We start from the raw sequence: 26,433 nt of genomic DNA, 5'->3' as shown, positions 1-26,433 counted from the left end.
GGAGTGATTCAGTGGATAAACGATCAATTTCGGATTTGCAGCACAAGCTAAAGGATGAAAAGGGGATTCATACGGATTTTCGAGAAGATATGACGTACAGCGATTATTTGAGCCTGGACCCCCTATTAAACAGTCAAAACCGTCTATCCGACCATCATGATGAGATGTTATTTATCATTATTCACCAAGTGAGTGAACTTTGGATGAAGCTCATCATTCATGAGATGCGCGGTGCGATACAAGCGATTGAAAAAGGGGAAATGCAGCCAGCGTTTAAAATGCTCGCACGGGTATCGAAAATTCAAATGCAGATTATTCAGGCTTGGGACGTATTGGCAACGATGACACCAGCGGAATATTTGCAGTTTCGCGATGAATTGGGGAAAGCATCGGGGTTTCAAAGCTATCAGTATCGCTTGATCGAGTTTGCACTTGGCTATAAAACACCGTATATACTCAAAATCTATGAGAAAGAACCGGACACTCTGGCGGTCCTGAAAGAGGCGTATGATGCACCAAGTATTTATGATGTGGCGATTCAAGCATTGGCTAAAGCAGGATTGCCAATAACTGAAGCTTTGCTAAACCGTGATTTTTCGGTAGTATATAGTGGTGACGATTCTGTTGCCGCAGCATGGAAAACCGTCTATGAAAATATCGATATGTACTGGAATTTATACCAGCTTGGTGAAAAGCTTGTCGATATTGAAGATTCCTTGCAGCAGTGGCGTTTCCGTCATATGAAAACGGTCGAGCGCATTATTGGCTTTAAAGTGGGCACAGGTGGCTCATCAGGGGTCAATTATTTGCGAAAAGTGCTCGATCACCGCTTTTTTCCGGAACTTTGGGATTTGCGGACAGTACTATAGCTTAGGTTAGACAGATGAGTGGAGTGAGACAGATGGAGAAGAGTAAAGGACAGTGGTCAAGTAAGTTAGGATTTGTATTAGCGTCAGCTGGTGCAGCGATTGGGCTCGGGGCAATTTGGAAAATGCCTTATGTAGCCGGTCAAAGTGGAGGGGGCGCATTCTTCCTGATTTTTGTGCTGCTGACATTAATTATCGGGCTGCCAATGCTTTTATCGGAATATATTATTGGGCGTGCCACACAAAAAGAGGCGGTTACTGCCTATAAAATATTGGCGCCGAATACGAAGGCTTGGGCTTGGATTGGTAAGCTCGGCATTATTGGCTGTTTCTTATTATTATCGTTTTACAGTGTAGTCGGCGGCTGGATTTTTGTTTACAGCGGGGTTTCGGTTGTTGGAGAAGTTATCGCGCCGACTGTGGAACCAGGGGCATTTTTCGGACAAGTAACAGGTACACCTTGGATTGCTTTACTCGGTTTAGGATTGTTTACATTGGCGAATGTTGTGATCATTGCGCTTGGTGTTCAAAACGGGATTGAAAAGGCAAATAAATTCATGATGCCGTTACTGTTTATTATGTTCTTTATTTTAGTTGTAAGAGCCGTAACATTGGACGGAGCAATGGAAGGTATTAAGTTCTTCCTGTATCCGGACTTTTCGAACATTACCGGTGAATCAATCTTATATGCGTTAGGGCAATCATTCTTTGCACTGGCTGTTGGATTCTCATGTTTAGTTACATATAGTTCTTATTTAAAGAAAGATGTGAGCTTACCGAATTCAGCGGGTTCTGTTGTAGGATTAAGTATTTTCGTATCATTCTTGGCAGGACTGGCGATTTTCCCGGTTGTTTTTGCCTTTGATATGGAAGTGGCGAGCGGACCACCATTATTGTTCATGGTATTGCCTGCAGCGTTTTCTCAAATGCCGTTTGGTGAACTATTTTTAGCGCTGTTTTTAATTCTATTTTTATTTGCAACATTAACGTCAGCATTTAGTATGTATGAAATTATCGTTGCTGCCATCATTGAAAAATGGAAAATTAGCCGAGCTAAAATTACAATCATCATCGGGATCTTTGTATTTATCGCTTCGATTCCTTCGACATTGACGTACAGTACATTAGGTGATGTTTCGATTTTTGGACGCAATATTTTTGATTTCACCGACTTTTTAGTTTCGAATATCATTTTACCGATCGGCAACTTGCTTATCGCGATCTTCATTATGCATATTATGGATAAAAACCTTGTGAAAAGCGAACTGCTGCAAGGTAGTAAAATGGGTGAAGGCTTTTACAAAACATATCGCTTTTTAATGACCTTCGTTGTACCGACAGTCATTGTCGTAGTCTTAGCATATTTAGTCATTCAATATTAGGGGTGAAGCCATGTGGATTGATATTACACAAACGATGCAAAACGGAATGCCGAACTGGCCGGGCGATACACCGTTTTCTTTTGAAGTCGGGATTTCGAAACAACAGACGGGCTCGGTCAATATCGGGCGGATTACGACTTCGCTGCACACGGGTACACATGCAGATGCACCGTTTCATTTTAACAGTGAAGCTGAGACAATCGAGCAATTGGATATAAATGTGTATATCGGAGACTGTGTGATCGTGGATTGTATTGGGCATGAAGTAATTTCAGCTCAATCGCTCGCATCGATTGATTTCCATAGTGTAAAGCGAGTACTGCTTAAAACAGTTGAGCAGCTTAGTGAAACATTTCCGGAAACCATTCCAGTCATTCATCCGGATGTCGCGGCATTTTTAAAGGAGCGCGGTGTAATATTGCTTGGTATTGAAAATCCTTCCGTTGACCCGCTGGACAGCAAGGAAGTATTGGCACATCACAATTTGTACGAACATGGCATTCATATATTAGAAGGGCTCGATTTAAGACATGTTCAGCAAGGGATTTATGAACTGATCGCATTGCCGCTAAAAATTGCAGGTGCTGACGGTGCACCTGTACGCGCAGTCGTTCGTAAAAAAGTTGATAAAGCAGAATAACGAAAGAAGCTCACGGTTAACTATTCGTGAGCTTCTTTTTTTTGAAAATTTTCCCTTATCCATACAAAAGTCCATTGTATTGTATAAAAAAGGGTTGTAATATATACCTATAAACTATTATGGAAATAATCAATTGTTCCTAGGAGGAAGACAGCTTGAAGAAACGCAACGGAAAAGTTAATTGGATTCATCAACTAAATCTAATTATTACAATAGTATTGGCAATTCTCATTGTATCACCGCTTGTTATTGCAAATGGTTTTAGTAATTCGATCCCTTATTTGATTGCAGGAGGGGGTGTCATTTTATTATCGACAGCCAATTATTTCCTGAATATATCCAATTTCGCCAAAGGTTTAATTTTTGTACTAATACCGGCATTTGTCGTATTTTTATTGTTTTACCTGGATGGATATTCTATCAATAAACATTACATGCTGCTTGTAACATTTATTATGTGTGCAATGTATTTTAATGAACGGATGATCAAAATATTTTTACTGATCGCCAGTATTTCTTATATTTTATTATACATAACAGTGCCGGAAAATTTATTAGGGCTAAATGCAAATCTCCCGGTATTTATTACGATTTTTGTAAGTATGACAGGCTGTAACTTTTTGCTTTACCGATTGACTCAATGGGGCAACAAATTAATAAAGGATGCCCAGGAAAAAGAGCGGGAAGCGAAAGAACTGTTGGAAAATTTATCATCGATTATAAATAAAATTGAGGAAGGTTCAAACCAGCTTGCATCTAGCATTACCCATGTAAATGATAATGTCGGTACATTGAATATTGCGAGCGAAACGATATTACAGTCATCGAATCAAATGGCAGCAGCCATTCATAATGAAGCTGAGATGATTCAGCAGATTAATGAACAAATGATTTTATCACATGATAATATGGTGAAAACGAAGGAGTCCTCTGAATCGACTGTAAAGGATTCGGATGAAGTGCAAGTAGCGATTGAACGAAGCTGGAAACAGGTACATGATGTGACAGCGGATATGGCAACATTAAGTGACTCTATTGATTTAACGACAACGACAATTGACAATATGCAAGAGAGCCTTGCGAATGTCAATAACCTGTTAAATGGTATTAAAGCCATTGCCGATCAGACGAATTTGCTGTCTTTAAATGCCTCAATTGAAGCGGCAAGAGCAGGGGAGCACGGGAAAGGTTTTGCCGTTGTTGCAGAAGAAGTGAAAAAACTGGCGGAAGAGAGTGCGAATATTGCAACGAGTATTACCGTTGTTACTCAGCAGCTGCTTGAACGAGCAACAACTGCCCAGTTAAAAGCATATGAAGGAAAAGAAGCGGTCCATTCAAGTGTTGGCACATTGAACAATATTACTGGTTCATTTGATGGTATTAAGCAATCATTCAATGGTATTCAAGGAAAGCTTCACCAAAACATGTCGACCATTACGCATACGAACGAACTTGTTGAAGAAGTAATGAATCAAATTGAAAATCTGTCCGCTATTTCTGAAGAAAATGCCGCTATGACTGAAGAAATCGCGAGCTCAATACATGAAGAGCATGTCATGATGAAATCGATTGCAGATGCGAGTAATGAACTTCAGCAATTACAAAGCGAATTGGCTGAATTGACGAAACGGCAATAAGCGGAAACCGCAAATAAAAAAGGGAAGTGTCCAAACTTAACGGACACTTCCCTTTTTAGTTATTCTACTTCTATCGCAATACTGTCTGTTACATCACCGTTGCCAAAGCGCGCCATACTGGAAATGATATACTTTCCTTTTTCCGTTGGGACAGAAAAGCGTGTCGATGTGGCAATTTCTTTATAATCGTAATCTTCTATCCATTGTTGAATAGATACACTCGTTACATTCTGACTATATTGGAACTCCAGTACTTCACCTGGCCGTACTTTTACGTAAGGGGTATTTTGCTCACTTATAATTTCATGCGGGGCAGCAGTATCAACACACTCTGCTTCACCTGCTGAATGCCAGCAATAGCTTCCGCGAACCGTTTCAATCGTCATTTCATTCGTTACAGCGGTTACATCCGGAATTTCTTTTACTTCATTTTGTGCCATAAAATAGCGGCCAATTATAACAAGGATAATGACGGCAATAATGAGAAATAAACGATTTACATTTTTCATCTGGATGTCTCACCTCAATGTAATTTATAAGTAGGTTGTTGTTCAAGTTGTCTTCGGATAACGAAATAAATCGCAATAAGTACCGCCAAATACAGGAGAAGTCCAAATGTGGCTAAATAATTGTGATCAACCAACATTCCGATAACTAGAAAAATGAAAGTCACACTGAAAAATCCTAAATAGATTCTTTTCGTAATCGTAAATTTTAATCTGCTGGCTATGATAAATAGAATACTATGTAACACTAAAAGGTAAACCCATTCCCATTGTATGAAAAATTCTATATTAATCAGTATGTTCATTATACAAAAACCAATCGCGGCCAGTATGGCATCTTTAGACTTTTTAAAGTAAAAACCAAGAAATACTAGGACTCCGATTGTAAAGCCGATTGTATAAAATTCAGGAAGAGCCAAATAGAAAATTGAATTAATATCGAGCAAAGCTGAGATTGTTGCCAGTGTAATGACAATTGGTCTTAAGTTGAGCTTTAAAACAAGCACAATAAATAATATAAATAGAGCAAATATGACGAGCGCTAAAGGCAGCTCCAGATTTTCTATGCGTTGAGAAGCGACATAGACTAAATTGGTGATAAAAGCAAATAGTAAAAAGAGTAGGATGCTTTTCGAATCATTGTTTTTCATAAGTTTTCCCCAGTTCCAAAGGATTGTGAAGAAGGCATTAAAACAAAAACTATGCAAATCGCTAAGGAATTTGCATAGTTTTTATAAAAAAGTTGAATTAGTAAAACTAGACATGCCTCTATCTACATCTTACTAAAATTTGAAATATAAGTCTATTTAAAATTTTCCAGCCATGTGATAATGAAGTTGCGCAAAAAAGTCATAACGTTATGGTGAAACGAGGAGAACAATGAAGCAAAATATTTATGATAATGCCTTATTTTTTAAAGGATATGAAGAAATTCGTAACCGGAAATTCAATTATAATAATTTGCTGGAGCGGCCCAATTTTTTAGTGTTAATGCCGGATGTTAAAGGAAAAGTATTGTTAGATTTAGGATGTGGAAAAGGGGAGTTTGCAAATGACTGTGTTTTAAATGGGGCACAGCATGTCGATGCAATCGATATTTCGGATAACATGATTACCGCAGCAAAAGAGCGCTATAAAAGTGGTCGTCTCCATTTTCAAAATATTTCAATTGAAGATATTCTATTAGAGGAATCGCATTACCATCTAATAACGAGCGCATTGGCACTACATTATGTGGCGGATTTTGAAGGGATAATTGAAAAGGTAAGTCGTGCATTATGTCCGGAAGGGGTCTTCCTGTTTTCTATGGAGCATCCAATATCGACCGCAAATAAAGGTGTGGAGCAATGGATTTTGGACGAGAAGCGCACAATCTCTCATTTTGCGGTTGCCCGTTACCACGATGAAGGGAAACGAACAGAAAATTGGCTCGTAGATAATGTTGTGATGTATCATCGCACAATTGAAACAATTATTAATACATTAATTATTAATGGGCTGCAAATTGAGAAAATAGTGGAGCCAATGCCGACAGACGAAGCAATCGAATTACTCCCAAGCCTCCAAAAAGAGCAACATCGCCCTTCATTTTTAATCGTGAAGGCGAGAAAAACAATAAAAAAATAAATTAGATGGATGAGTAAAAGTACCGATGGATAGAAAAAACATTATTTAGAAACGGATATTTTAGAAAATTGATTGGAATGAAGGCCGAGTGTAGCTGCCGGCTACGCCTTTCGCTACAAGCAAAGCTTCCTGCGGGAATAGCGTGACGCCTGAGACTAGGAACAAAAGCTAAGAACGCCACGTCCTGTGGAAACGCTTTTGTGACCAACATCCTGTTGGCCTCACGCCCGCGGAAAGCGTCCCGGAATGGAAATCAATTTTTAACGCTCAGCAAAAAAATGTTATTTTTCTCTGAGAGAAAAATAACATTTTTGGGTTATGTCCTAGCCGTTTTTTTTAATAATTGCTTATATTGCTTGTTATTCAATTAATCATCAAAACGGTCATCGTCTAGATCTTCTTCGTACTTAATAATGTCTCCAGTTTTTGCATCGATTTCAAAATCGTATTCCATTTTACCGTTACGGATTTCGATTTCATAGATCAGACGGTTATCATCTTCATCCAATTCAAGGCCAGTTACTGTTCCTTTTGCTTTCGCCTGAGCAATTTCAATTGCCTGCTTTTCAGTAATGACAGCAGAATTGTTCGCTGTATCTGTTGCTTTTACTGTCTCATCTGTTTTTACTGTATTTTCCGCTTTCACTGTACGAATTTTTTCACGTTCCGTTACAACAGCTTTACCTGTACCAGCATTCACTTCAACTTCGATTTTTTCATTGTCTTTCACGATGTCGATTTCATAATGTGGTGTGCGGTCATCTCCATCATATTCAAAACCGATAATTTCACCGTCTAATTGTTTTAACGCGATTTTCTTTGCTTCACCTGCTGAAATACTTGGGTTGTTTTCGGCTTGCGCAAATAAATTAGATTGTGCAAATACAGCTCCTCCACCAATTGCTACTAGTAATGCCGGGATTGCTAAAAATTTTTTATTCATATTCACTCGCTCCTTTTCTTGTTTGTAATGTTAGTATAACGAGCGAATATGAAAACGGTCTGAGAGAATTATTAGAAATTGATGAGAAAACTAATCATCATATTTTATCACGATAATCTCACCTGTAATGGCATGTACTTGAACGGTAACATCATCTTCTTGATCGATCTCAACAAAATAGATACCGCCTTCTGCATTTTTTACAAACTCAACGGAATCGACTTCACCAGGCACTTCCTTTAACGCGATATCTACCGCTTGCTCTTTTGAAAGCAACGGCTTTGTAGCATTCTCAGCTGGCTTATTTGCTGCGGCTTGATTTTCTTTTGATGTTTCCGAATTAACTTGTTCCTCGGATTGCTTATTTTCATTTTTATAAATAAGCTTCAAATCGGAAAATTGACCTGTTACGGCATTTACATTCACTTCAAAAATTGAACCATCTTTATTGAAAGAAGCGACAAAATGATCTTTTTCTTTGACCAATGTCTGGACTTCCGCATTATAAATATCTTTGATTTTCAATTCCAGTTCATTCGTGTTCAATTCATGCGGTGTTGATAATTGCTTGACTGTCAGTGTAATGAAAAATCCGATTAGGATGACGGCGATGCATAGTATAATCCATTTAGCTTTCATGCTGTGCACCTCCTGAAAGTGGAACAATGAGTAAAATCGTCGTTCCTTTCCCTAGTTCGCTGTCGATGGAAACTTCGGCATTTAAACGATCGGCGAGTTCCTTTGCAATCGATAGGCCAATGCCGGTGCCACCAGTTTTCCGGTTACGGTCTTTATCAACCCGATAAAAGCGGTGGAACAAATTCGGGAGATCTTCTTCAGGAATTCCGATACCAAAATCCTGAATGGAAATGTGCAGATCATTTTTCACAGAGGCGTGGATCTTAATGACATCGTCACTGTATTTTCGTGCATTATCGATGAAGATAAAGAGCAGCTGTTTTAATTTTGCTTCATCCGTTGTAATTTCTACATCCGGAATGTTAAGGACAATCTCACGGTGATACGCGGCTTTTATGCTTTGCACAATTTGCTCGATAAAAGGCTGTAATGCAAATGTCGTCATATTGATTTTCGTCATTTCATTCGTCTTTGCCAGTGCGAGCATTTGTTCAATCATTGCCTTCATGTTGGTTGTTTCTTTTAAAATTGCTTCCAATGCTTCTTCCGTAATTTTCGCGTCTTGTGTACCGCGGCGTTTTAACAGCTTTGTATAGCTTTCGATGACCGTTAACGGTGTTTTCAGTTCATGTGAGGCATTGCCGACAAATTGCTGCTGTTTGTCATGGGCATCTTCCAACTGTGCCATTAGATGGTTGTACGTCGTTGCCATTTGCGCAATTTCATCGTTTGATTGCTTACGAACCGGGATTTGCTCATAGCTGGACTGCTGAATATTTTTTTCCATCGTCGTTGTCAGCTGCTGAACGGGTTTTACGATCAGTCGAACAAACAGCTGGCTCGCCAAATAAATCGGAATAAGCGCAACAAGTGTCATCAGCACTAATATTATTAATAGCCTGTTCATATTTTCAGTAATTGTCGGCAAGGGCTGGATCAGCTTTGCCTCGGCAATTTCATCATTCGGCAAAATAATTGGTGTAGCTAGCGCGATATGTGGGATATCACGTATTGTTTTTTCAGTGTAATGCTGTGACGGATCAAGTTTATAATCAATTTTTTCGGATGTTTTTTGAAGTCTCTTTATTAGATTACCTGCACTGTCGTAAACGAAGATCGCTCCGTCAGTCGGGAGATACGCGCCGAAAATCGAATCGATTCCATCTGTAGTTTCCAGTGCGCTAATGGCAGTCGTTAATTCATTTGCCCGGGCCTGTAATTGTTCCGCCTCTGTTGAAAAGGCAAACTCTTTATACAAATAATAAATACCTGTAAAACTGCCGATTAATATAACCGAAGTCAATAACATGGAAAACAGATTTACTTTCGTATTAAGTCTCATTTGTTGCTTCCTTTAATACATAGCCGACACCGCGAACTGTATGTAGTAGTGACGGTAAATTCAGATTTACCTCTAGTTTTTGACGCAAATAACGTACATATACGTCAACTACATTTGTATCCCCGTAATAGTCAAATCCCCAAACGGCATTCAGTAACTGCTCACGTGACTGCACAAGTTTAGCGTGCTTCATAAAATGCAGCAGCAAGTCAAACTCACGTGGAGTCAAATCGATTTGCTGTTCTTGTCTTGTGACTTCACGGGTTTGCACATTTAATGATAAATCCTGAAATGTATGGACTGTCGATGGTGTTGGCACGGGAGCAGAATTGTGTGAAAATCGCAATGCCACACGAATTCGTGCAAGCAGCTCATCGAATTCAAACGGTTTTGTTATATAGTCATTTGCCCCGTAATCAAGCCCTGTCACTTTATCTTCTATATTACTTTTAGCAGTCAATAAAAGGACCGGAACGGTTTCGTTATGTTTGCGAATTCGTTTCAGTACTTCCAAACCGTTCAGCTCTGGCAGCATCACATCAAGCAATACTAAGTCATATTCGTCTTCATGAAATTTCAGCAAACCGTCCGTACCAGTATGAGCGATAGCTGTTTCATAGCCTTCAAATCCGAGTTCCAGCTGTAATACACGCGCAATCTGCTGTTCATCTTCCACAATTAAAATTTTAGACATGCAAAACACCTACTTCTATCTATTTTGTATCCATCGTATTGTAAAAGAGGCGATATTGGCAATGGAGAAATGTTAATCGTTGAAAAATGATCGAAAAGGGGTAGCGATGCTTGGGATAAAACTTCCATTTCATGTTACTCTATTTACAGGGGGTGTAAAATAATGGATTATATTGATTTGAAGAATTTCAAGCTGCGCTATTTTATACTGTTTGCGATTGGTATATTCATAGCAAGTTTTATCTTGTTATTTGTAACCGATATTCCAGCCAGTGAAGAGTGGATTACATTTTTTGTTTCGGTAAGCTGTTTAATGTATTTGATGCATCAAACAAAAAAATGGAATTTCACATATAATGAACAGCCGATTCATAATACGATGTCAAAAGGACGCTGGGCAAAGTATTTATCGATTACAGCATGCTTCCAATTGATCACCGTTGTGTTCACAACAATTTTATTAACAATCATATATCTTGTTTTCGAAGAGCATATACGGGAACTGTTTTCATTCTTTCCGATGATGGATTTGGAAGAAGTGCGGCCATCATTACTCGTATACGTCCTGTTTTTTATTAATATTTGCATACTTGCACCGATTTATGAGGAAATGTTATTCAGAGGAATCTTGCTTCGTCGTTTCACATTAAGATGGAGTCCGCAAAAGAGTATTATTATTTCTTCTATTATATTTGGTATTATCCACCTCAACCCGATCAATGTTGTATTTGCCTTTGCATTAGGCTGTGTGCTTGGTTATGCCTACCTTAAAACTAAAAATATCGTAATACCGATGCTATTACATAGTTTTAATAATTTCCTGGCATTTATCCAGTTTGTTTATACAAATCAAACGACAGAAATTGATTTACCGACAACAGAAGCAGCCCGGCAAGTATTGTTACTAAATGTGGCGTACTTTTTCATTTTGACGGCTGTCATTATCTTTTTGCTCGTCAAATACTATAAAAATTTCCGTCAGTTAAAAAATCCGGCACCGAAGTTGGAGGAGCAAATAGATATAGAAACGGTATAACTGGTATGTAAAAATAAAATCGCCCATTTTGCTGTATAAGGCAAAATGGGCGATTTTTTCTCGTTACATAAATATCACACGTTAAGCATTTGTCCAAATACGCCTTGGGTTTCGATCAGTTCCTGGCGTTTTCCTTGTTCGATGATTTTCCCTTGATTTAAGACGATGACATAGTCGACTTTGCGAATTGTATTCAGGCGGTGGGCGATGATAAAACTTGTACGGTCCTCCATCAGCTTTTCGAGTGCTTCCTGAATATGCAGCTCTGTCACAGTGTCGATACTGCTTGTCGCTTCATCCAATAATAAAATTTTCGGATCTGCTACAAAGGCGCGGGCGATCGATAACAGCTGTTTTTGTCCTTGAGAAATCTGGCTGCCGTCAGCACTTAAAATCGTATCGTATTTTTCCGGCAGCTTATTGATAAATGTATGGGCATTCGCTTTTTTCGCTGCCTCATAAATTTCCTCATCTGTTGCATCGAGTTTTCCGTAGCGGATATTTTCTTTAATCGACATTTCAAACAGGAACGGATCCTGTAGGACGAATGCCATTTGACTGCGCAAGCTCGCTTTCGAAATTTCTTCTATTTCCATATCGTCAAATACAATTTTTCCGTCGGTTTTTTCATAAAGTCCTGTTAACAGCTGCATGATCGTGGTTTTCCCGGCACCAGTTTGACCGATCAGTGCAACCGACTGCCCGGATTTCACCTCAAAGGACACATTTGAAAGGGTAGGGGAGGAAGCTTGTGCGTCATATTGGAACGTAACATTTTGGAAACGTACATTGCCTAGCAGTTCTACATTTTCCCCGTCAATTTCATCTTCGTTTTCATCCATGATCAAGAAAACGCGTTCCGCTCCAGCCAAAGCTGAAAGAACGGTGTTGAACTGGTTGGCCAAATCATTTAACGGACGGGTAAACTGACGTGCATACTCCGTGAAAATAATAATCGTCCCGATTGAAATATGACCGTAATAGGCAAATAAACCACCGGCCAATGCGACAATCGCAAAGCTTAGACTGTTCAATGTGTTCATCACTTTCGGAATGAACCCTGAATACGTTAATGCCCAGAAACCAACTGTGCGAATGCGAGAATTTTTCTCTTCAAATTGACGCAGCATTTCCGTTTCCTGTGAAAAGGCTTTAACGACGTGCTGACCGGTAATGGATTCTTCGATTAATCCATTCATTTCACCGATTGCTGCTTGCTGCTGTTTAAATAGCAGGCTTGTGCGTTTTGTAATCCAGCGCATCCCGTAGAACATAAGCGGGACAATCAGCATTGTAATCAGTGTCAATAACGGACTGAGCCAAAGCATAACGGCTACCGTACCTGTTAATGTCAAAATACTTGAGACAACTTGGATAAAGGCACTGTTTAACGTCGAGCTGATTGTTTCAATATCGTTCGTCGCACGACTCATTAATTCCCCGTGTTTTCGTTTATCGAAAAAGCGGAGAGGGAGCTTGAAAAAATGACCATAAAGCTGTGTGCGAATTCGAAATACGGTTTGTTGGGCGATGCCGACCATCCAATAGTTCTGGAAATAGCTTGCCAAACTGTATAGTAAATATACGACCGCAAGCCCGTAAAGCCAATATGAAAGCTGGCTAAGTGAACTGCCATCAATAAACTGGTCAATCAGCCGTCCGATGATGAATGGTCCGATCAACGCGAACGCTGAACTTAACACGACAAGCAGTAGAACGATAAACAGGAGCATTTTCTGTTCGGCTACAAAATCGAAAATACGCTTCAATGTATACGTCCAGTTTTGAGCACGTTCACCTTTTTTCTTCTTGCCGCTTGTGTTTTTGATTTGTTCTTTTGTGATAATCGGTTCATAGTTGAAAAACTTCATTAGGCAAGCACCTCCTGCTGTGAAGCAACAATTTTCGCATACAGATCGTTCGTTGCCATTAATTGTTCATGTGTGCCAAACCCATGTAGTCGGCCTTCATCAATAAGTAGTATACGATCGGCCGTTTGTGCTGTTTGGATTTTTTGGGTTACAACGAGCATTGTGATGGCCTCCTGATCGAGTGCCTCCCATAACTTCTGCTCTGTCGACACATCAAGCGCTGAAGTACTGTCATCTAAAATCAGTAATGATGCCGGTTTTAACAGGGCACGGGCAATCGCTAGACGCTGTTTTTGACCGCCGGATAAGTTAATACCGCGCTGTCCAATCATCGTCTCATACTGTTCATCAAAGCTCTCGATTGAGTGATGAATTTGCGCTTTTTTCGTTGCGTCAATAATTTGCTCAATTGTCGCATCATTTTGTCCCCAGCGTAAATTGTCCGCAATCGTACCTGAAAAAAGAAGGGATTGCTGCGGAACATAGGAAATCGAGCGGCGTAACTGCTGCAATGGGATATCTTTTATATTTTGATCATTAATAAAAATATCACCACTGTTCGGTTCGTAAAAATGTTCAACCAATTGTAAAATAGTCGATTTTCCAGAGCCGGTTGCCCCCATAATGGCTATTTTTTCGCCGCTTTCAATTGAAAATGACAAGTTTTGAAGCGTATACTGCTCCGTTGTTGGATAATGGAATGAGACATTGTCAAAGCGAATCGAGAAGTTTTCAAAGACAGGAGCTTCATTTTTCTGCACTTCCTCTATGCCTTCCTCGACATTTAAAATCTCTTCGATACGCTCAGCAGACGCTTTGGCGCGGGCATAAGCGATAATGATAAATGAAAAAATAGAAAATGATGCCGTCATACGGAATGCATAGTTAATAATAGCGGCCAAGTCACCGGCAAGAATATCATTGTCACGAATCGCATCTGCACCAACCCAAATGACAATCAGCAAACTAATATTCATAACAAACTGAAGAACAGGCAATGCAATTTCCATGACACGTGTCGCTTTAATCGTATCGAATTTCAAGTTTTCTGCAACGGATAAAAAGCGGCTCTCTTCATATTGACCACGCATATATGCTTTAATCAATCGGACAGCCTGCAATCCTTCCTGAAGCTGGCGGTTCACAAAATCAAGACGTTGCTGTACTTGTGCGAACAACTTGATTCCGACTGATACCATCCATACAAGGAAGATAAGCAGAAACGGAAAGCTGACACATAAAATGAGCGCAAGCTTCGCATTAATAACAAACGCCATAATTAGCGAACCAACCGTCATTAACGGTGCTTTCATCGCAATCCGCAGCATCATAAAGACGATGTTCATCGTTTGTGTAACATCGCTTGTCAGACGAGTAATAAGTCCGGAAGTAGGGAATGTCAGGTAGGTCGCCATCGTCAGTGATTGTATTTTGCTGTACAATGCTTTACGCAGATCGAAACCGAAACTATGGGCGACATGCGCAGAGAAGAAGGAGTTAAGTACTCCGCTTATGAAAGAGAATAGGGCTAAAGCAAATAAACAGCCACCCCAAAACGCGACATTATGTAAATTTTCTTCAAGCAGTCCTTCATTAATCATCCTCGCCATGAAGAGCGGCTGGATTAAATCGCTCGCCAGTTCCATTAGCATTAGGAAAAAGGCGATTGCTGCAGGCCATTTATAGCGCCTCATAAATTGGAAAATCGTTTTCATTTGTTAACTCCTTATAATGAATTCACTGAATTTTAACTCTATTATGCCATTTCATCTATTGGAACTCAACGAAAATATTTCGAGACTCTAAATATATTGCTGACATCAAAAAAAGGGGAGTTATCGTAGAAGTGAAATCTTTCTACATAACTCCCCGAGTTTTTAATTAATCATGTACTAATGTTTGTGCAACAGCCGGATTTTTCTCGACTTCATGCAGCTTGTTGAAGGATGCGATTGCTACTTCCACCATTTCGTCTTTCGGCTCTTTTGTTGTTAATAGTTGCAGCCATAATCCAGGATAGCCAAGGAAGCGTAAAACCGGAATTTCACGAACGGCATTTGTCGCCTGTAATACTTCAAAAGAAATACCGATGACAACCGGGATTAATAAAATACGGCTAACAAGACGAACCCAAAGCGGATCAACAGGTACGAAGAAATATGTAAACATACCTACAATTACGGTAAATAAAATAAAGCTAGAACCGCAACGATAATGAAGTCGTGATTGTTTTTGAACATTTTCGACCGTTAAGTCAAGACCTGCTTCATAGCAGTTAATTACTTTATGCTCGGCACCATGGTACTGGAATACACGTTTAATCAAAGGCGTCATCGAAATAATTTGCAAATAGCCAAGAAGTAAAACTAATTTAAAGCCGGTTTCAATAAAAATCTGAACCGTTTTCCCTGGGAACCAAGGTTTTAAAAATTCTGCCAAAAACATCGGCACTAATGTGAAGACAAACTTACCGAATAAAAATGAAAGCACACCAATAACGGCTACTCCTAAAATCATCATTAACTTCGATGGCTCTTCACCACTGTTTTCCTCTTCTTCGCCTGGTGTAACATCATAGCGGTCAGAAGCAAATTGCAAATGACGCGAACCAAAGCCTGCCGATTCGATTAATGCGACAACCCCGCGTACAAACGGAATTTTCTTCAGCTTTTGAAACATAGGCTTTTTCTCTTTTTTTACATGGAAATAATCGATGGAATCGTCATTTCGACGGATTGCCGTTACCATATGATCTTGACCAGTGAACATAACACCTTCTAAAAGCGCTTGCCCACCATATACTGGCGCATTATTACTCACTTGCTCGACACCACTCTCTTATAAAATTTCAATCTATTTGTAGTCTGGAGAAAGGAATCTATCCATCTCTTTTCTTTGTTATACCCTCATATTGTACTAAATTTTGGAGAAAAGCACTATCCATTAGAATAGTTTTTTTACAATCGGTCATACTGAGTCAAAAAAAGGAGTTTTTGTCATGCATTTGTTTGTCACGGCATTATTTACATCATTTATTGTGACTGTAAGCTTAAAAGGTTTACACTTATTTGATTTTATTAAATGGCATCCGGTTTCATTTCTCAAAAAATTGGAATGGTTCGAATGGACGGCTTTCGAGCGATGGGTCATTTTATTTTTAATAATAGCCATTGTTGCTTATTTATTGTTGGTTGTAACACAGCTGCTCATTATGGTACCGCCTTTTTTACTTTCAGTTATTTTAGGAGTTGTCATTGCAGCAATATTGGAGTGGCAAATCTTAAATCTACCTATTGAATGGTCATCATTCAAAAAATTCTCCATTCCATTTTTCGTTGTAGTGGTAACTTCGATGCGCCTAATCGTCGAAACGGCAAGATACCGGACAATCACATTATTTCGTTAGTCGAAAGTATTGATGTCTGAAAAGTCTGTGATAAAATAGGGACAGTATAAAAAGAAGCGTTCACAATGAAGCTGCTTATATTCAAGGTCCCTTTTACCACCTTGAAAAGTGTATTTTCAGGGGCTTAAAGACATAGGAGTATTGCATTGCGTGACGCCAAAGTTTCTGTGATTGAAAGCAGGACAAATTTGTAGATTCGCCAATTAAATGGCCATCTGCAAGTTTTTACTACACTAAAAAGGGGAATGAGAACAGATGAAACTTAGTAAACTACGTCAAGCACTAATCGAAAACAATGTCGAAGCAATACTCATTACAAATGAATACAACCGCCGTTATATGACAGGCTTCACTGGTACGTCTGGTGTTGCAGTTGTTTCACAGCAAGATGCTGTATTTATTACAGATTTCCGCTATACAGAACAAGCATCAGAGCAAGTAAAGGAATTCCGTGTCGTTCAGCATAGCGGTCCGATTCATGAAGAAGTGGCAAAACAAGTGGCGGCAATGGGTGTAAAATCATTGGCATTCGAAAAAGATGCTTTTGCATATGGTACATATGAAGTATACAATTCGGCAGTGAATGTTGATTTCGTGCCAGTTTCAGGTTTAATTGAAAAAATTCGCTTGATTAAGACTGAAGAAGAGATTAATATTATTAAGGTTGCATGTGAAATTGCAGACAATGCATTTACACATATTTTAAATTTCATCAAGCCTGGTATTACAGAGCTTGACGTATCGAATGAATTAGAATTTTTCATGCGTAAACAAGGTGCTACAAGCTCTTCGTTTGATATTATTGTTGCAAGCGGATTACGTTCTGCATTGCCGCACGGTGTTGCGACAAACAAAATTATTGAAACGGGCGATTTTGTAACACTTGATTTTGGTGCTTACTATAATGGTTACATTTCGGACATTACACGTACAATCGCTGTAGGCCAACCATCAGAAAAGTTGGTAGAAATGTACAATGCTGTACTCGAGTCTCAGCTTCTTGCGCTTGAAAAAGTTGGTCCTGGTATGACAGGGATCGAAGCGGACGCTGTAGCACGAGATTATTTAAAATCAAAAGGCTTAGGCGAAGCGTTCGGTCACTCGACTGGTCACGGTATCGGCCTTGAAGTGCATGAAGGACCTGGGTTATCATTCCGTTCCAATACGGTGCTGGAGCCTAATATGGTTGTAACAATTGAACCGGGAGTATACATTCCTGGAATTGGTGGCGTTCGAATTGAGGACGATATTTTAATCACAAAAACGGGTAATGAAGTACTAACACATTCGACTAAAGAATTAATCATTTTATAATTTGGAGGAAATAATTCATGATCTCAGTAAACGATTTCCGTACAGGTTTAACAATTATCGTTGACGGTAACTTATTCCGCGTACTAGAATTCCAACACGTAAAACCAGGTAAAGGTGCTGCATTCGTACGTTCTAAATTACGTAACCTACGTAACGGCAACGTAACAGAAAAAACTTTCCGTGCTGGTGAAAAAGTAGAAAAAGCAATGATCGAAAACCGCAAAATGCAATATTTATATGCACAAGGTGATGAGCACGTATTCATGGACTTAGAGTCATATGACCAAACAACATTAGCTGCTGCTCAAATCGAAGACGAACTTTACTACTTATTAGAGAACATGGAAGTTCATATCCAAACATATTCAGGTGAAATGTTAGGTCTTGAATTACCAAACACAGTAACTTTAGAAGTTGCTGAAACAGAGCCAGGTATTAAAGGCGATACAGCTTCAGGCGGTTCAAAACCAGCTAAAATGGAAACTGGATTAATGGTAAACGTACCATTCTTCGTTAACCAAGGCGACAAATTAATCATCAACACAACTGAAGGTACTTACGTTTCACGCGCATAATTGCAATGAAACTGAAGTGATGAAGGCAGGGATATTGTAGAAATACAATATTTCTGTCTTTTTTGTTGTGCAGCTTTAGGAGAGCATGAAAAATATCCCAAATTATAGCATCATAATGGAAGGGTAGGTATAATCGAAGAAAGGAGTGGATTGTTTATGATGGCAAAATTATCAATTGATAAACCGATTGTACAGGCACCAATGGCAGGCATTACAACCCCTGAATTTGTAGCAGCATGCTGTGAGACAGGTGTATTAGGTTCGATTGGTGCAGGGTATTTGAACGGCGCAGAAACGAAGCAATTTATACAGGGAGTAAAAGCATTAACCGCAAAACCTTTTAGCGTGAATCTGTTTGTTCCGGAACTGCCGAAAACAAATCCTCAATTACTACAAGATGCACGAGAAGCATTACAGCCTATCTGTGATGAGTTGAACATCAATATCCCGGCAGCTATTCCAACATCCGATGTTTTTCGAGACCAAGTACAGGCGATTCTTGAAGAAGACGTAATGATCGTCTCCTTCACATTTGGTTTACCTGATAACGAAACATTATCAACACTTAAACAAAAGGGCGTATACTTGATCGGCACAGCAACTTCAGTGGAAGAAGCGATTGCAGTTGAATATGCTGGGCTTGATGCAGTCGTTGTCCAAGGAAAAGAAGCTGGCGGACACCGGGGGTCATTTATTGAACCAATGGAACTTCATTCAACGGCTGAACTGCTGAAAGCTGCAAAAGAAAATATTTCAATCCCTGTCATTGCAGCAGGAGGAATTATGACAAAATTACAAGTTACTGACATGCTTGCATTAGGGGCATCGTATGTGCAAATCGGTACGGCATTATTGACGACAACTGAATGTGCGGCACCTAAACTACATAAAGAGGCGATTTTAACTTCCGGTCAACATGCGACGACATTGACAAAAGGCTTTACCGGCAAATATGCGCGCGGGTTGAAAAATAAATTTACCGAGCAATTAAAAGAAGCGACTACTGCTCCATATCCGGTACAACATTATTTGACGCAACCGATCCGAAAAGAAAGTGCCCGCCAAAACAACCGTGAATATATGTCTCTTTGGATGGGGGAAAATAGCTATTTAGCTAAAGAAGCATCCGTTAAAGATATTATCGAAACTCTCTTACCATAAAAATTTTTACACTAACGACAAAGGATAAAAACTTTCTCGTTGGTGTTTTTTTGTGCTTATTTGTTTGGATATTGCATATAGTTTCGTTAAGGAAGGAGGGCTTTATTGGAATTACAAGATGTGCTTCGTGTTGCAGGGATTGGGTTGATTATTGCACTTCTTCATTTATTCTTCGAGCATTTAGGAAAAAAAGAGTTTTCGTTTTTCTTGTTTTTCATTGCGTACCTATACATGACGATTGAATTAATTCGATTTTTGCGCTTGTTCTTTCAAGAAATTGTAGTATTTTTTCAATGGTTGACGGCCGTCTAGCTAAATGATTGCGCTATTTGCAAGTATCATTTATTTAGTTCTGTTTTTAATTTTAAAACAGACAATGGACAAGCTGCATTCAATCATTGTCGTCATCGCTTTCTTTATTTTTTTCCAATTTGTTGTCCGAGAGCAACTCATCCCGCTTTGGCAGCGACTCGCAGTTATTTTCAATAATGTTCCATACAGTAAGGGACTGCTTTTCACGGCACTACTCTTTTTGCTGAATGAATTAATCTGTCAGCTATTAGATCAATTTGAATATGAAGCTTTTGCGACATTAGTGACGTTGTCCATTCGCATGACCGCAGTGTTATATTGGATCAATCTGCTACAACCGAAATTTCAGCTATTAATCCAATTATTAGAAAGGCTACAGTAATGCAGACAATTTATTCGATTTTTACAGAACCCATTCAATCTTTATTGTTTTCCTTGCTGCTTGTAGCGATTTATATTTTGATGTATTTACTGCTACTTGCTTTAGTACCGAATGAAACCGTGTTAATTGAACAGTTATTTATCATTTTGTTTATCGTAGTATTTGCGCAAAATGTCGTCGATGCCTTTGTTGTGTTGTATGAGCTCATTGCCATACTTCAAAATTTCTTTATGGCTATTTTGCCGATCATGTCATTTATGCTGTTGACGATTCAAACCGTGTTTACGGCGATCGCATGGAATCCGATTATCATCCTATTTGTCCAAGTTATTTTATTTGTCAGTACACACGTAACCATACCTGCTCTTGTCCTCGCATTAGTATTTGATGTATGCACAAAAATATATCCGGCCATTTCCTTTTCAAAAGCTGCAGATCTTATACGTTCCTCCATATTAAGCGTCATGATTGCGTCGGTTGTAGCATTGACTTCGATTTTGACGCTTTCCGGTATCGCCTTTATCCAGCTGAATGATGCATTGAAATCTCCTATCAAAAAATTAATCGAGCAAAATATTCCGTTAATCGGTAGTTTGATTGTTGAGGGACTGTCTTTTTTCCAAAAAACCCAATCAACCGTTTCGACTTTTGTCGGACTGTCCTTTTTAACAATTATTTGGGGTGCGGCTTTTTATCCTGCGACAGTGCTTTTGCTGCACGCACTGCTGTTTAAAATTATCGGCGCCATTATAGAACCGTTTACAAATATGCGTATGAGCGGTCTGTTTGATGATGTCGGAAAGACGATGTTTGTATTATGTGCAGTTGCTTTTTTGCTTGGCTTCGCAATTATGTTTATCGTACTGTTATTTATTTTCTTTATGCAGATGTCCATGGGGGGAAAAACGTGATCCAATTATTTCTTTTTATTTTACTGGGCAGCAGTCTTCTCATCTTTGCCGATGAGCGGCAATGGCAAGTATACGTAAAGCTCGCATTGTATTTATTCGTGACAAGCACAATTCTTTCATTCTTTGCATAACCGGTTTGTTTCGTTCATACATTATGTTGAAATCTAGTAGAGAAGGGGGCGTATACGCTTAATAATGTGGAAAAGAAACAAGCGAATCGTCCTATCTTATTAATTGTCATTGCCGCTGTATTTATTATTTTTGTATTCATGTTTCTATCACAATCGGAGAAAGGAGAAAGTTATAACTCAAATGAGGAACAGCTTGCCAAATTATTAAGTGAGATTCAGTCAGTCGGACAAGTTCAGGTTTATTTTCACTATGATCAACAAAGTGAACAGCAATTTTTGTCTGTCTCACAACAGCAAAAGCTATCCGGTGTCATCATTGTGGCACAAGGAGCGAATAACACCGACGTGAAAACCATGCTAAAGGAAACAGTTGGGCATGTTCTGCAAATTCCGTCGCATCGTATTCAAGTAGTGCCAATGCAAATTAAGGGGGAAAACAAGTGAAAGTGAAAAAGCGAACAGTATGGTTCTTAACAGTAGTAAGTTTAGCTGCGGTAATTTCTGTATTTTATATTTTCGAAGACAATACGCCGAATATTTTAACGATCTTCTCTGATGAAACGATTGATGAAACAGATATTTTAGGGGTTAATCAAAACTTGACACAACCAGTTAACTCAGAAAGCGACTTATTCCAAGAAGTACGTTTAGAGTTAGCAAACAAACGCAGCCAGCAAAAAGAGCAGTTGACACAAAAGATTGCTGCTGATGAATTTACAGCAGAAGAAAAGAACGAGGCATTCAATGAAATGGATGAACTGATCAAATTAGAATCTTCGGAAGCGATGCTGGAAATGCTTATTAAATCAATCGGCTATTCAGATGCCCTTGTCCGTATTGAAGGAGATAAAGTGGCTGTACGAGTTATGTCAGATGAAGTATCTGAGAAATTGGCAGACGAAATTTTATACGTTGTGCGCTCTGAGTTTAAGGATTACGTAAATGTTAGTGTAGAATTCGAACCTTTTAATTAAAAGGGCGTCTTATTATAGTAAAGCAGTAAATGTGTTATATAGCAGTTGCAAAGATTTTTCTTTGTCTTAATATACGATTGTTCTGCTTTATGCCTATTTTTGAGCTATTTAAAATTATTTGTTTCAAAATAGTCCGAAAAATTATAAAATAGGGTTTGTATTGTTATTACTTTTTTTAAGGGAGAGTTAAAGATGTTCAAAGTTCAAGAAATCCGAGAAATTATTAAATTAGTAGATGCTTCATCAATCGACGAGTTTGTATATGAAGCGGACGGCGCAAAGGTTAAACTAAAGAAAAACAACGGTGTTACAGAAGTAGCAGCTCCTAAAAAAGTACAAGAAGCAGCACCGGTTGCAGCAGCACCAGCAGCACCTGCTCCAGTACAAGTGGAAGCGGCACCTGCACCAGCTCCAAAAGCAGAAGCACCAGCAACACCAGTAGAAAACACGGCTGATTTACATAAAATCACGTCTCCAATGGTTGGAACATTCTATCAGTCTCCAAACCCGGAATCACCAGCATATGTAAAAGTAGGCGATAAAGTAGGCGAAGAGTCAATCGTATGTATCGTAGAAGCGATGAAATTATTCAACGAAATCGAAGCTGAAATTAAAGGTGAAATCGTAGAGATCTTAGTTCAAGATGGCCAATTAGTAGAATACGGTCAACCATTATTTTTAGTAAAAGCTGAATAAGGAGCGTATTTACCAATGAAAAAAGTATTAATCGCAAACCGAGGCGAAATTGCAGTACGTATTATTCGTGCATGTAAAGAGCTAGGTATTCAAACGGTCGCAGTATATTCTGAAGCAGATGCGGATGCATTGCATGTAAAGCTTGCGGATGAAGCATACTGTATCGGACCAAAGTTATCGAAAGATTCGTATTTAAGTTTCCCAGCAGTTTTAGGGGTAGCACAAAAAACAGGTGCTGACGGGATCCACCCAGGTTATGGTTTCTTGGCGGAAAACGCAGCATTTGCTGAAGCTTGTGAAAACGCGGGTATTAAATTTATCGGTCCTTCTTCGGATGCGATTAAAATCATGGGGATTAAAGACGTTGCACGTGACACAATGGAAGCGGCAAACGTTCCGCTAGTTCCTGGTACAGGCATTGTGCCGAGTATCGAAACAGGTAAAGAATGGGCTGCGAAAATCGGTTACCCTGTCATCATTAAAGCAACTGCTGGTGGTGGCGGTAAAGGGATCCGTGTTGCACGCACAGAAGAAGAGCTTGTAAAAGGTATCGAAATTACTCAAAAAGAAGCAGCGGCGGCATTCGGCAACCCTGGTGTTTACTTAGAGAAATTCATCGAGTATTTCCGTCACTGCGAGATTCAAGTTTTAGCGGACAGCCATGGTAATGTTGTACACCTTGGCGAACGTGACTGTACGGTTCAACGCCGTATGCAAAAGCTTGTAGAAGAAGCGCCATCTCCGGCACTATCTGAAGAGCGCCGTGCAGAAATGGGCGAAGCAGCTGTTAAAGCAGCATTAGCTTGTAACTATGAAGGTGCTGGTACAATCGAGTTCATCTACGATTACCAGGAAGATCGTTTCTACTTCATGGAAATGAATACACGTATTCAAGTTGAGCACCCTGTAACAGAAATGATCACAGGTGTTGACTTAGTACAACAACAATTAAAAATCGCTTCTGGCCAAGAACTTCCGTTCAAGCAAGAAGACATCAAAATCAACGGTTGGGCAATTGAATGCCGTATTAACGCTGAAAATGCATACAAAAACTTCATGCCTTCAGCAGGTACGGTAGATACGTATGTAGTACCAGGTGGATATGGTGTACGTATCGATTCTGCAGTTTATGCAGGTTATACGATCCCACCATACTACGATTCAATGGTCGCAAAACTGATCGTTCATGCTGACACTCGTGAAGAAGCAATCGCGAAAATGAACCGCGCGTTATCAGAATTTGAAGTAGCTGGACCTGGAATTAACACTACAATTCCATTCCACCAAGCTTTAATGAACAACGACGTATTCAAATCAGCGAAATTCAACACGAAGTTCCTTGAAGAGAATGATATTTTAGATGTGCAAGCAAAAGCATAATCGGCTTTTAATCACGATTTAACCCTCTAATTTTAAATTAGAGGGTTTTTTATATTTTTTTGAAACTATTTTACAGTTTTACCGTCTGTACGAGGGATGGCTAATAAAAGACTAGGAGAGGAGGCAAAGAATAAGAGGCAAATAGTTGTTCAGGGAATTAAGTAACCGGAATGTTACCCCTATCTGAAAAGTTTGGTATATGTTAACATATATCTGAATCTTTTAATTTTAGAAAATATAAAAGGAAGTGTAATAAGTACATATGAAAAAAATATTCAAACCATTGTTAGGCGCAATTGCCATTGGTGCGATCACTCTATCTATTAATAATGATCACAACGTATTCGCGAAAGATATAGCAACTGCATGTGACTATGATACGGCATCAAAGGTAAACCCGAATTACGTAACAACAAACTGCTTATTAACTGAAACAGCACTGAATTATAATGTCCCGCCTGAAATTGTGAAAGCAATAGCGGAAGGTGAAAGCGGAAATTGGCGTCATTTCGATAACAACGGCCAAGCAATTGTAACTGCTGATAATGGAATTGGCTTAATGCAAATTACAAACCAGGCAGGCTATGATGAAGCAAGACTGAAAAGCGACCTTGTCTATAATATTGAATCAGGTGTAAAAATTCTTGATAAAATGTTTGATCGATCGGATTTGCCTAAAATCAATGGTGGTAACAGAGATGACCTGGAATCTTGGTACTTCGCGATTATGGCTTATAATGGTACGAAGCCAGTAAATAGTCCGATTGAGCAATCAACTGGTGTAAGAAATGCAAAAGCATATCAGGAAAAGATTCTTGGGTTTGTTGAGAAATATGAATTAATCGACTTACAAGAGCTGCCTTTTACAAGCGAAGATTTCCAATATGACTCTAACAGCAGAGATAATATTAAGTTTTTAGAGATGAACTATAACTTTGATTTACCGTTAACAAAATCAAAGTATTCTTTTAAAGTAGGTCAAAAAGTAAGTGCTACAACGAATCCTTCATTTAGATCTAGACCTACAGCAGATAATACGACTAAGCTAGGTACTTTAACTAAAGGTGAAGTAGTTACGATTACTGGGCCATTTGTATACGATGAAGCAGCAACGAAGAAAAACCATTTTGTCTGGTATCCGGTGAAAAGAAGTGACGGGTCAGAGGGGTATGTAGCATCTAGTTATCTAGACTACGTAGATTCAACAGCGACACCTGAGCCAACAACACCTTCTGTAACACCAGTAGAGCCTAACAAGGATTATTCACAGTACTTTAAGAAATTTGCTGACTTCCAAGATTTATGGTGGGCAGAAAGTATGATCTGGGCAATTGACAAAGGTTACATTCAAGGTGACAGCACAATTCGAAATGCAAAAACAAACAAATTAGAAACACATTTACTACCGAACAAACACTTAACAGAAGCGCACTTCCTGACTATCTTCTTCCGTTATGCGGAAAAAGATGCTTTAGCGAATGTAAAGAGCACATCATCTTGGGGCAGAAGCGGCGTGTACAACTTGGCGAAAAAGTATAATATGCCGGTACTGGCAAGCGAAAAAACAAAAGCCTCAAGAGATTTAGCAGAGAAAGGTATTAGACGCGGGAAATTGGCACAGTTGATGGTTTCTTATTACTATGGGAAAACAGTAAGCGAAGACACAGCAATTCAATTTTTCATCAAGAATGAGCTTACTACACAATCAATCAAAGAATTTAGACCTAACGATATTTTAACGCGTGCGCACATATCGGCATTTATACAGCGCTATGATTCATTTGTACAAAAGCAAAAATAAATGAAATTACAAAACGGTTGCTTCCTCAGCAACCGTTTTTCTCAGTGTGCCCGGCATGCGCATGAACTATAGGGTGCAAGTCCCGAGCCCCGAAGACAGAAGTAGAGGTTAGCCAAGAGCAAGGGTGTCCGTGGTGACGCGGAATCTGAAGGAAGCTGGCGGCAAAACACCGGTCCGAGGAACACGAATCTCATATAAGGCTAGGTATG

The 26,433-nt window shown here is 39.2% G+C and carries 28 protein-coding genes; 19 read left to right on the top strand and 9 right to left on the bottom strand.

Translation table 11 applies throughout. The features are described 5' to 3' along the window. The first annotated feature begins 11 nt into the window (after nucleotides 1–11). The 4 genes from kynA (at nucleotide 12) to B5473_RS17965 (ending at nucleotide 4,525) form a co-directional block, all read left to right on the top strand. A complete protein-coding gene (gene kynA / locus B5473_RS17980) occupies nucleotides 12–869 on the top strand; it encodes a tryptophan 2,3-dioxygenase (protein WP_079527672.1) in 858 nt (285 codons plus the stop codon). A 32-nt stretch (nucleotides 870–901) separates the two neighbouring features. Further along, nucleotides 902–2,248, top strand: a complete 1,347-nt coding sequence (locus B5473_RS17975) for a sodium-dependent transporter (RefSeq protein WP_079527670.1) — start codon at nucleotides 902–904, stop codon at nucleotides 2,246–2,248. A gap of 10 nt (nucleotides 2,249–2,258) precedes the next feature. Next, the gene (gene kynB / locus B5473_RS17970; RefSeq protein WP_079527668.1) at nucleotides 2,259–2,888 is read left to right on the top strand and encodes an arylformamidase; all 630 of its coding nucleotides are present in this window, start codon (nucleotides 2,259–2,261) and stop codon (nucleotides 2,886–2,888) included. Between the two features lie 155 nt (nucleotides 2,889–3,043). Then, nucleotides 3,044–4,525, top strand: coding sequence for a methyl-accepting chemotaxis protein (locus B5473_RS17965; RefSeq protein ID WP_079527666.1), 1,482 nt, complete (start codon nucleotides 3,044–3,046; stop codon nucleotides 4,523–4,525). A 59-nt stretch (nucleotides 4,526–4,584) separates the two neighbouring features. Here the strand turns inward: B5473_RS17965 and B5473_RS17960 are convergent, their stop codons facing one another. Further along, the gene (locus B5473_RS17960) at nucleotides 4,585–5,034 is read right to left on the bottom strand and encodes a cAMP-binding protein (protein WP_079527664.1); all 450 of its coding nucleotides are present in this window, start codon (nucleotides 5,032–5,034) and stop codon (nucleotides 4,585–4,587) included. 14 nt (nucleotides 5,035–5,048) lie between these two features. Further along, on the bottom strand, nucleotides 5,049–5,681 hold the full coding sequence (locus tag B5473_RS17955) for a heat-shock protein (RefSeq protein ID WP_079527662.1): 633 nt from the start codon (nucleotides 5,679–5,681) through the stop codon (nucleotides 5,049–5,051). Between the two features lie 229 nt (nucleotides 5,682–5,910). On the opposite strand from B5473_RS17955, the gene B5473_RS17950 reads away from it, so the two are divergent. Then, nucleotides 5,911–6,657, top strand: a complete 747-nt coding sequence (locus B5473_RS17950; protein ID WP_079527660.1) for a class I SAM-dependent methyltransferase — start codon at nucleotides 5,911–5,913, stop codon at nucleotides 6,655–6,657. 367 nt (nucleotides 6,658–7,024) lie between these two features. On the opposite strand, the gene B5473_RS17945 is transcribed toward B5473_RS17950, so the two are convergent. The 4 genes from B5473_RS17945 to B5473_RS17930 form a co-directional block, all read right to left on the bottom strand. Continuing rightward, on the bottom strand, nucleotides 7,025–7,600 hold the full coding sequence (locus B5473_RS17945; RefSeq protein ID WP_079527658.1) for a PepSY domain-containing protein: 576 nt from the start codon (nucleotides 7,598–7,600) through the stop codon (nucleotides 7,025–7,027). A 90-nt stretch (nucleotides 7,601–7,690) separates the two neighbouring features. Then, nucleotides 7,691–8,239, bottom strand: a complete 549-nt coding sequence (locus tag B5473_RS17940; RefSeq protein WP_079527656.1) for a PepSY domain-containing protein — start codon at nucleotides 8,237–8,239, stop codon at nucleotides 7,691–7,693. Continuing rightward, nucleotides 8,229–9,581: a sensor histidine kinase gene (locus B5473_RS17935; protein WP_079527654.1), complete on the bottom strand. Its 1,353-nt coding sequence runs from the start codon at nucleotides 9,579–9,581 to the stop codon at nucleotides 8,229–8,231. The genes B5473_RS17940 and B5473_RS17935 overlap by 11 nt, the downstream gene beginning before the upstream one ends. Next, the gene (locus B5473_RS17930) at nucleotides 9,571–10,275 is read right to left on the bottom strand and encodes a response regulator transcription factor (RefSeq protein WP_079527652.1); all 705 of its coding nucleotides are present in this window, start codon (nucleotides 10,273–10,275) and stop codon (nucleotides 9,571–9,573) included. The genes B5473_RS17935 and B5473_RS17930 overlap by 11 nt, the downstream gene beginning before the upstream one ends. A 162-nt stretch (nucleotides 10,276–10,437) precedes the next feature. On the opposite strand from B5473_RS17930, the gene B5473_RS17925 reads away from it, so the two are divergent. Continuing rightward, complete coding sequence (locus B5473_RS17925; RefSeq protein ID WP_079527650.1) at nucleotides 10,438–11,310, top strand: CPBP family intramembrane glutamic endopeptidase; 873 nt, start codon at nucleotides 10,438–10,440, stop codon at nucleotides 11,308–11,310. Between the two features lie 74 nt (nucleotides 11,311–11,384). On the opposite strand, the gene B5473_RS17920 is transcribed toward B5473_RS17925, so the two are convergent. The 3 genes from B5473_RS17920 to B5473_RS17910 all read right to left on the bottom strand — a co-directional run bounded on the left by B5473_RS17920 (nucleotide 11,385) and on the right by B5473_RS17910 (nucleotide 15,950). Then, a complete protein-coding gene (locus B5473_RS17920) occupies nucleotides 11,385–13,181 on the bottom strand; it encodes an ABC transporter ATP-binding protein (RefSeq protein ID WP_079527648.1) in 1,797 nt (598 codons plus the stop codon). Then, nucleotides 13,181–14,896, bottom strand: coding sequence for an ABC transporter ATP-binding protein (locus tag B5473_RS17915; RefSeq protein ID WP_079527646.1), 1,716 nt, complete (start codon nucleotides 14,894–14,896; stop codon nucleotides 13,181–13,183). Before B5473_RS17915 ends, B5473_RS17920 begins: the two co-directional genes overlap by 1 nt. Nucleotides 14,897–15,062: 166 nt before the next feature. Next, a complete protein-coding gene (locus tag B5473_RS17910) occupies nucleotides 15,063–15,950 on the bottom strand; it encodes a DUF1385 domain-containing protein (RefSeq protein WP_176142136.1) in 888 nt (295 codons plus the stop codon). A 229-nt stretch (nucleotides 15,951–16,179) separates the two neighbouring features. Here B5473_RS17910 and B5473_RS17905 point away from each other — a divergent pair, with 229 nt between their 5' ends. The 13 genes from B5473_RS17905 to B5473_RS17850 all read left to right on the top strand — a co-directional run bounded on the left by B5473_RS17905 (nucleotide 16,180) and on the right by B5473_RS17850 (nucleotide 26,224). Then, a complete protein-coding gene (locus tag B5473_RS17905; protein WP_079527642.1) occupies nucleotides 16,180–16,587 on the top strand; it encodes a DNA helicase in 408 nt (135 codons plus the stop codon). Nucleotides 16,588–16,842: 255 nt separating this feature from the next. After that, nucleotides 16,843–17,901 carry a M24 family metallopeptidase gene (locus B5473_RS17900; RefSeq protein ID WP_079527640.1) on the top strand — a complete coding sequence of 353 codons (1,059 nt, stop codon included), beginning with the start codon at nucleotides 16,843–16,845 and terminating at the stop codon, nucleotides 17,899–17,901. Nucleotides 17,902–17,918: 17 nt separating this feature from the next. After that, nucleotides 17,919–18,476 carry an elongation factor P gene (gene efp, locus B5473_RS17895; RefSeq protein WP_008404273.1) on the top strand — a complete coding sequence of 186 codons (558 nt, stop codon included), beginning with the start codon at nucleotides 17,919–17,921 and terminating at the stop codon, nucleotides 18,474–18,476. A 156-nt stretch (nucleotides 18,477–18,632) separates the two neighbouring features. Beyond that, nucleotides 18,633–19,637: an NAD(P)H-dependent flavin oxidoreductase gene (locus B5473_RS17890; protein ID WP_079527638.1), complete on the top strand. Its 1,005-nt coding sequence runs from the start codon at nucleotides 18,633–18,635 to the stop codon at nucleotides 19,635–19,637. 105 nt (nucleotides 19,638–19,742) lie between these two features. Beyond that, on the top strand, nucleotides 19,743–19,949 hold the full coding sequence (locus tag B5473_RS17885) for a hypothetical protein (RefSeq protein WP_008404269.1): 207 nt from the start codon (nucleotides 19,743–19,745) through the stop codon (nucleotides 19,947–19,949). Nucleotides 19,950–19,953: 4 nt separating this feature from the next. Beyond that, nucleotides 19,954–20,331, top strand: a complete 378-nt coding sequence (locus tag B5473_RS17880) for a pyruvate formate-lyase (RefSeq protein WP_079527636.1) — start codon at nucleotides 19,954–19,956, stop codon at nucleotides 20,329–20,331. Continuing rightward, the gene (locus B5473_RS17875) at nucleotides 20,331–21,242 is read left to right on the top strand and encodes a stage III sporulation protein AE (protein WP_079527634.1); all 912 of its coding nucleotides are present in this window, start codon (nucleotides 20,331–20,333) and stop codon (nucleotides 21,240–21,242) included. Before B5473_RS17880 ends, B5473_RS17875 begins: the two co-directional genes overlap by 1 nt. Further along, nucleotides 21,239–21,373 (top strand): hypothetical protein, encoded by a 135-nt coding sequence (locus B5473_RS21135; protein WP_303047327.1) that lies wholly within the window; start codon nucleotides 21,239–21,241, stop codon nucleotides 21,371–21,373. Before B5473_RS17875 ends, B5473_RS21135 begins: the two co-directional genes overlap by 4 nt. Nucleotides 21,374–21,439: 66 nt before the next feature. Further along, complete coding sequence (locus B5473_RS17870) at nucleotides 21,440–21,817, top strand: hypothetical protein (protein WP_079527632.1); 378 nt, start codon at nucleotides 21,440–21,442, stop codon at nucleotides 21,815–21,817. Next, nucleotides 21,814–22,347 (top strand): SpoIIIAH-like family protein, encoded by a 534-nt coding sequence (locus tag B5473_RS17865; RefSeq protein WP_008404261.1) that lies wholly within the window; start codon nucleotides 21,814–21,816, stop codon nucleotides 22,345–22,347. Before B5473_RS17870 ends, B5473_RS17865 begins: the two co-directional genes overlap by 4 nt. A gap of 192 nt (nucleotides 22,348–22,539) precedes the next feature. After that, the gene (accB, locus tag B5473_RS17860) at nucleotides 22,540–23,043 is read left to right on the top strand and encodes an acetyl-CoA carboxylase biotin carboxyl carrier protein (RefSeq protein ID WP_079527630.1); all 504 of its coding nucleotides are present in this window, start codon (nucleotides 22,540–22,542) and stop codon (nucleotides 23,041–23,043) included. 15 nt (nucleotides 23,044–23,058) lie between these two features. After that, a complete protein-coding gene (accC, locus tag B5473_RS17855; RefSeq protein WP_079527628.1) occupies nucleotides 23,059–24,423 on the top strand; it encodes an acetyl-CoA carboxylase biotin carboxylase subunit in 1,365 nt (454 codons plus the stop codon). A 262-nt stretch (nucleotides 24,424–24,685) separates the two neighbouring features. Beyond that, the gene (locus tag B5473_RS17850; protein WP_079527626.1) at nucleotides 24,686–26,224 is read left to right on the top strand and encodes an SH3 domain-containing protein; all 1,539 of its coding nucleotides are present in this window, start codon (nucleotides 24,686–24,688) and stop codon (nucleotides 26,222–26,224) included. The last annotated feature ends 209 nt before the right edge of the window (nucleotides 26,225–26,433 follow it).

The sequence above is a fragment of the Solibacillus isronensis genome, assembly GCF_900168685.1.
In the GTDB taxonomy this organism is placed as follows: Bacteria; Bacillota; Bacilli; order Bacillales_A; family Planococcaceae; genus Solibacillus; species Solibacillus isronensis_A.
This window is presented reverse-complemented; position numbering and strand designations above follow the sequence as displayed.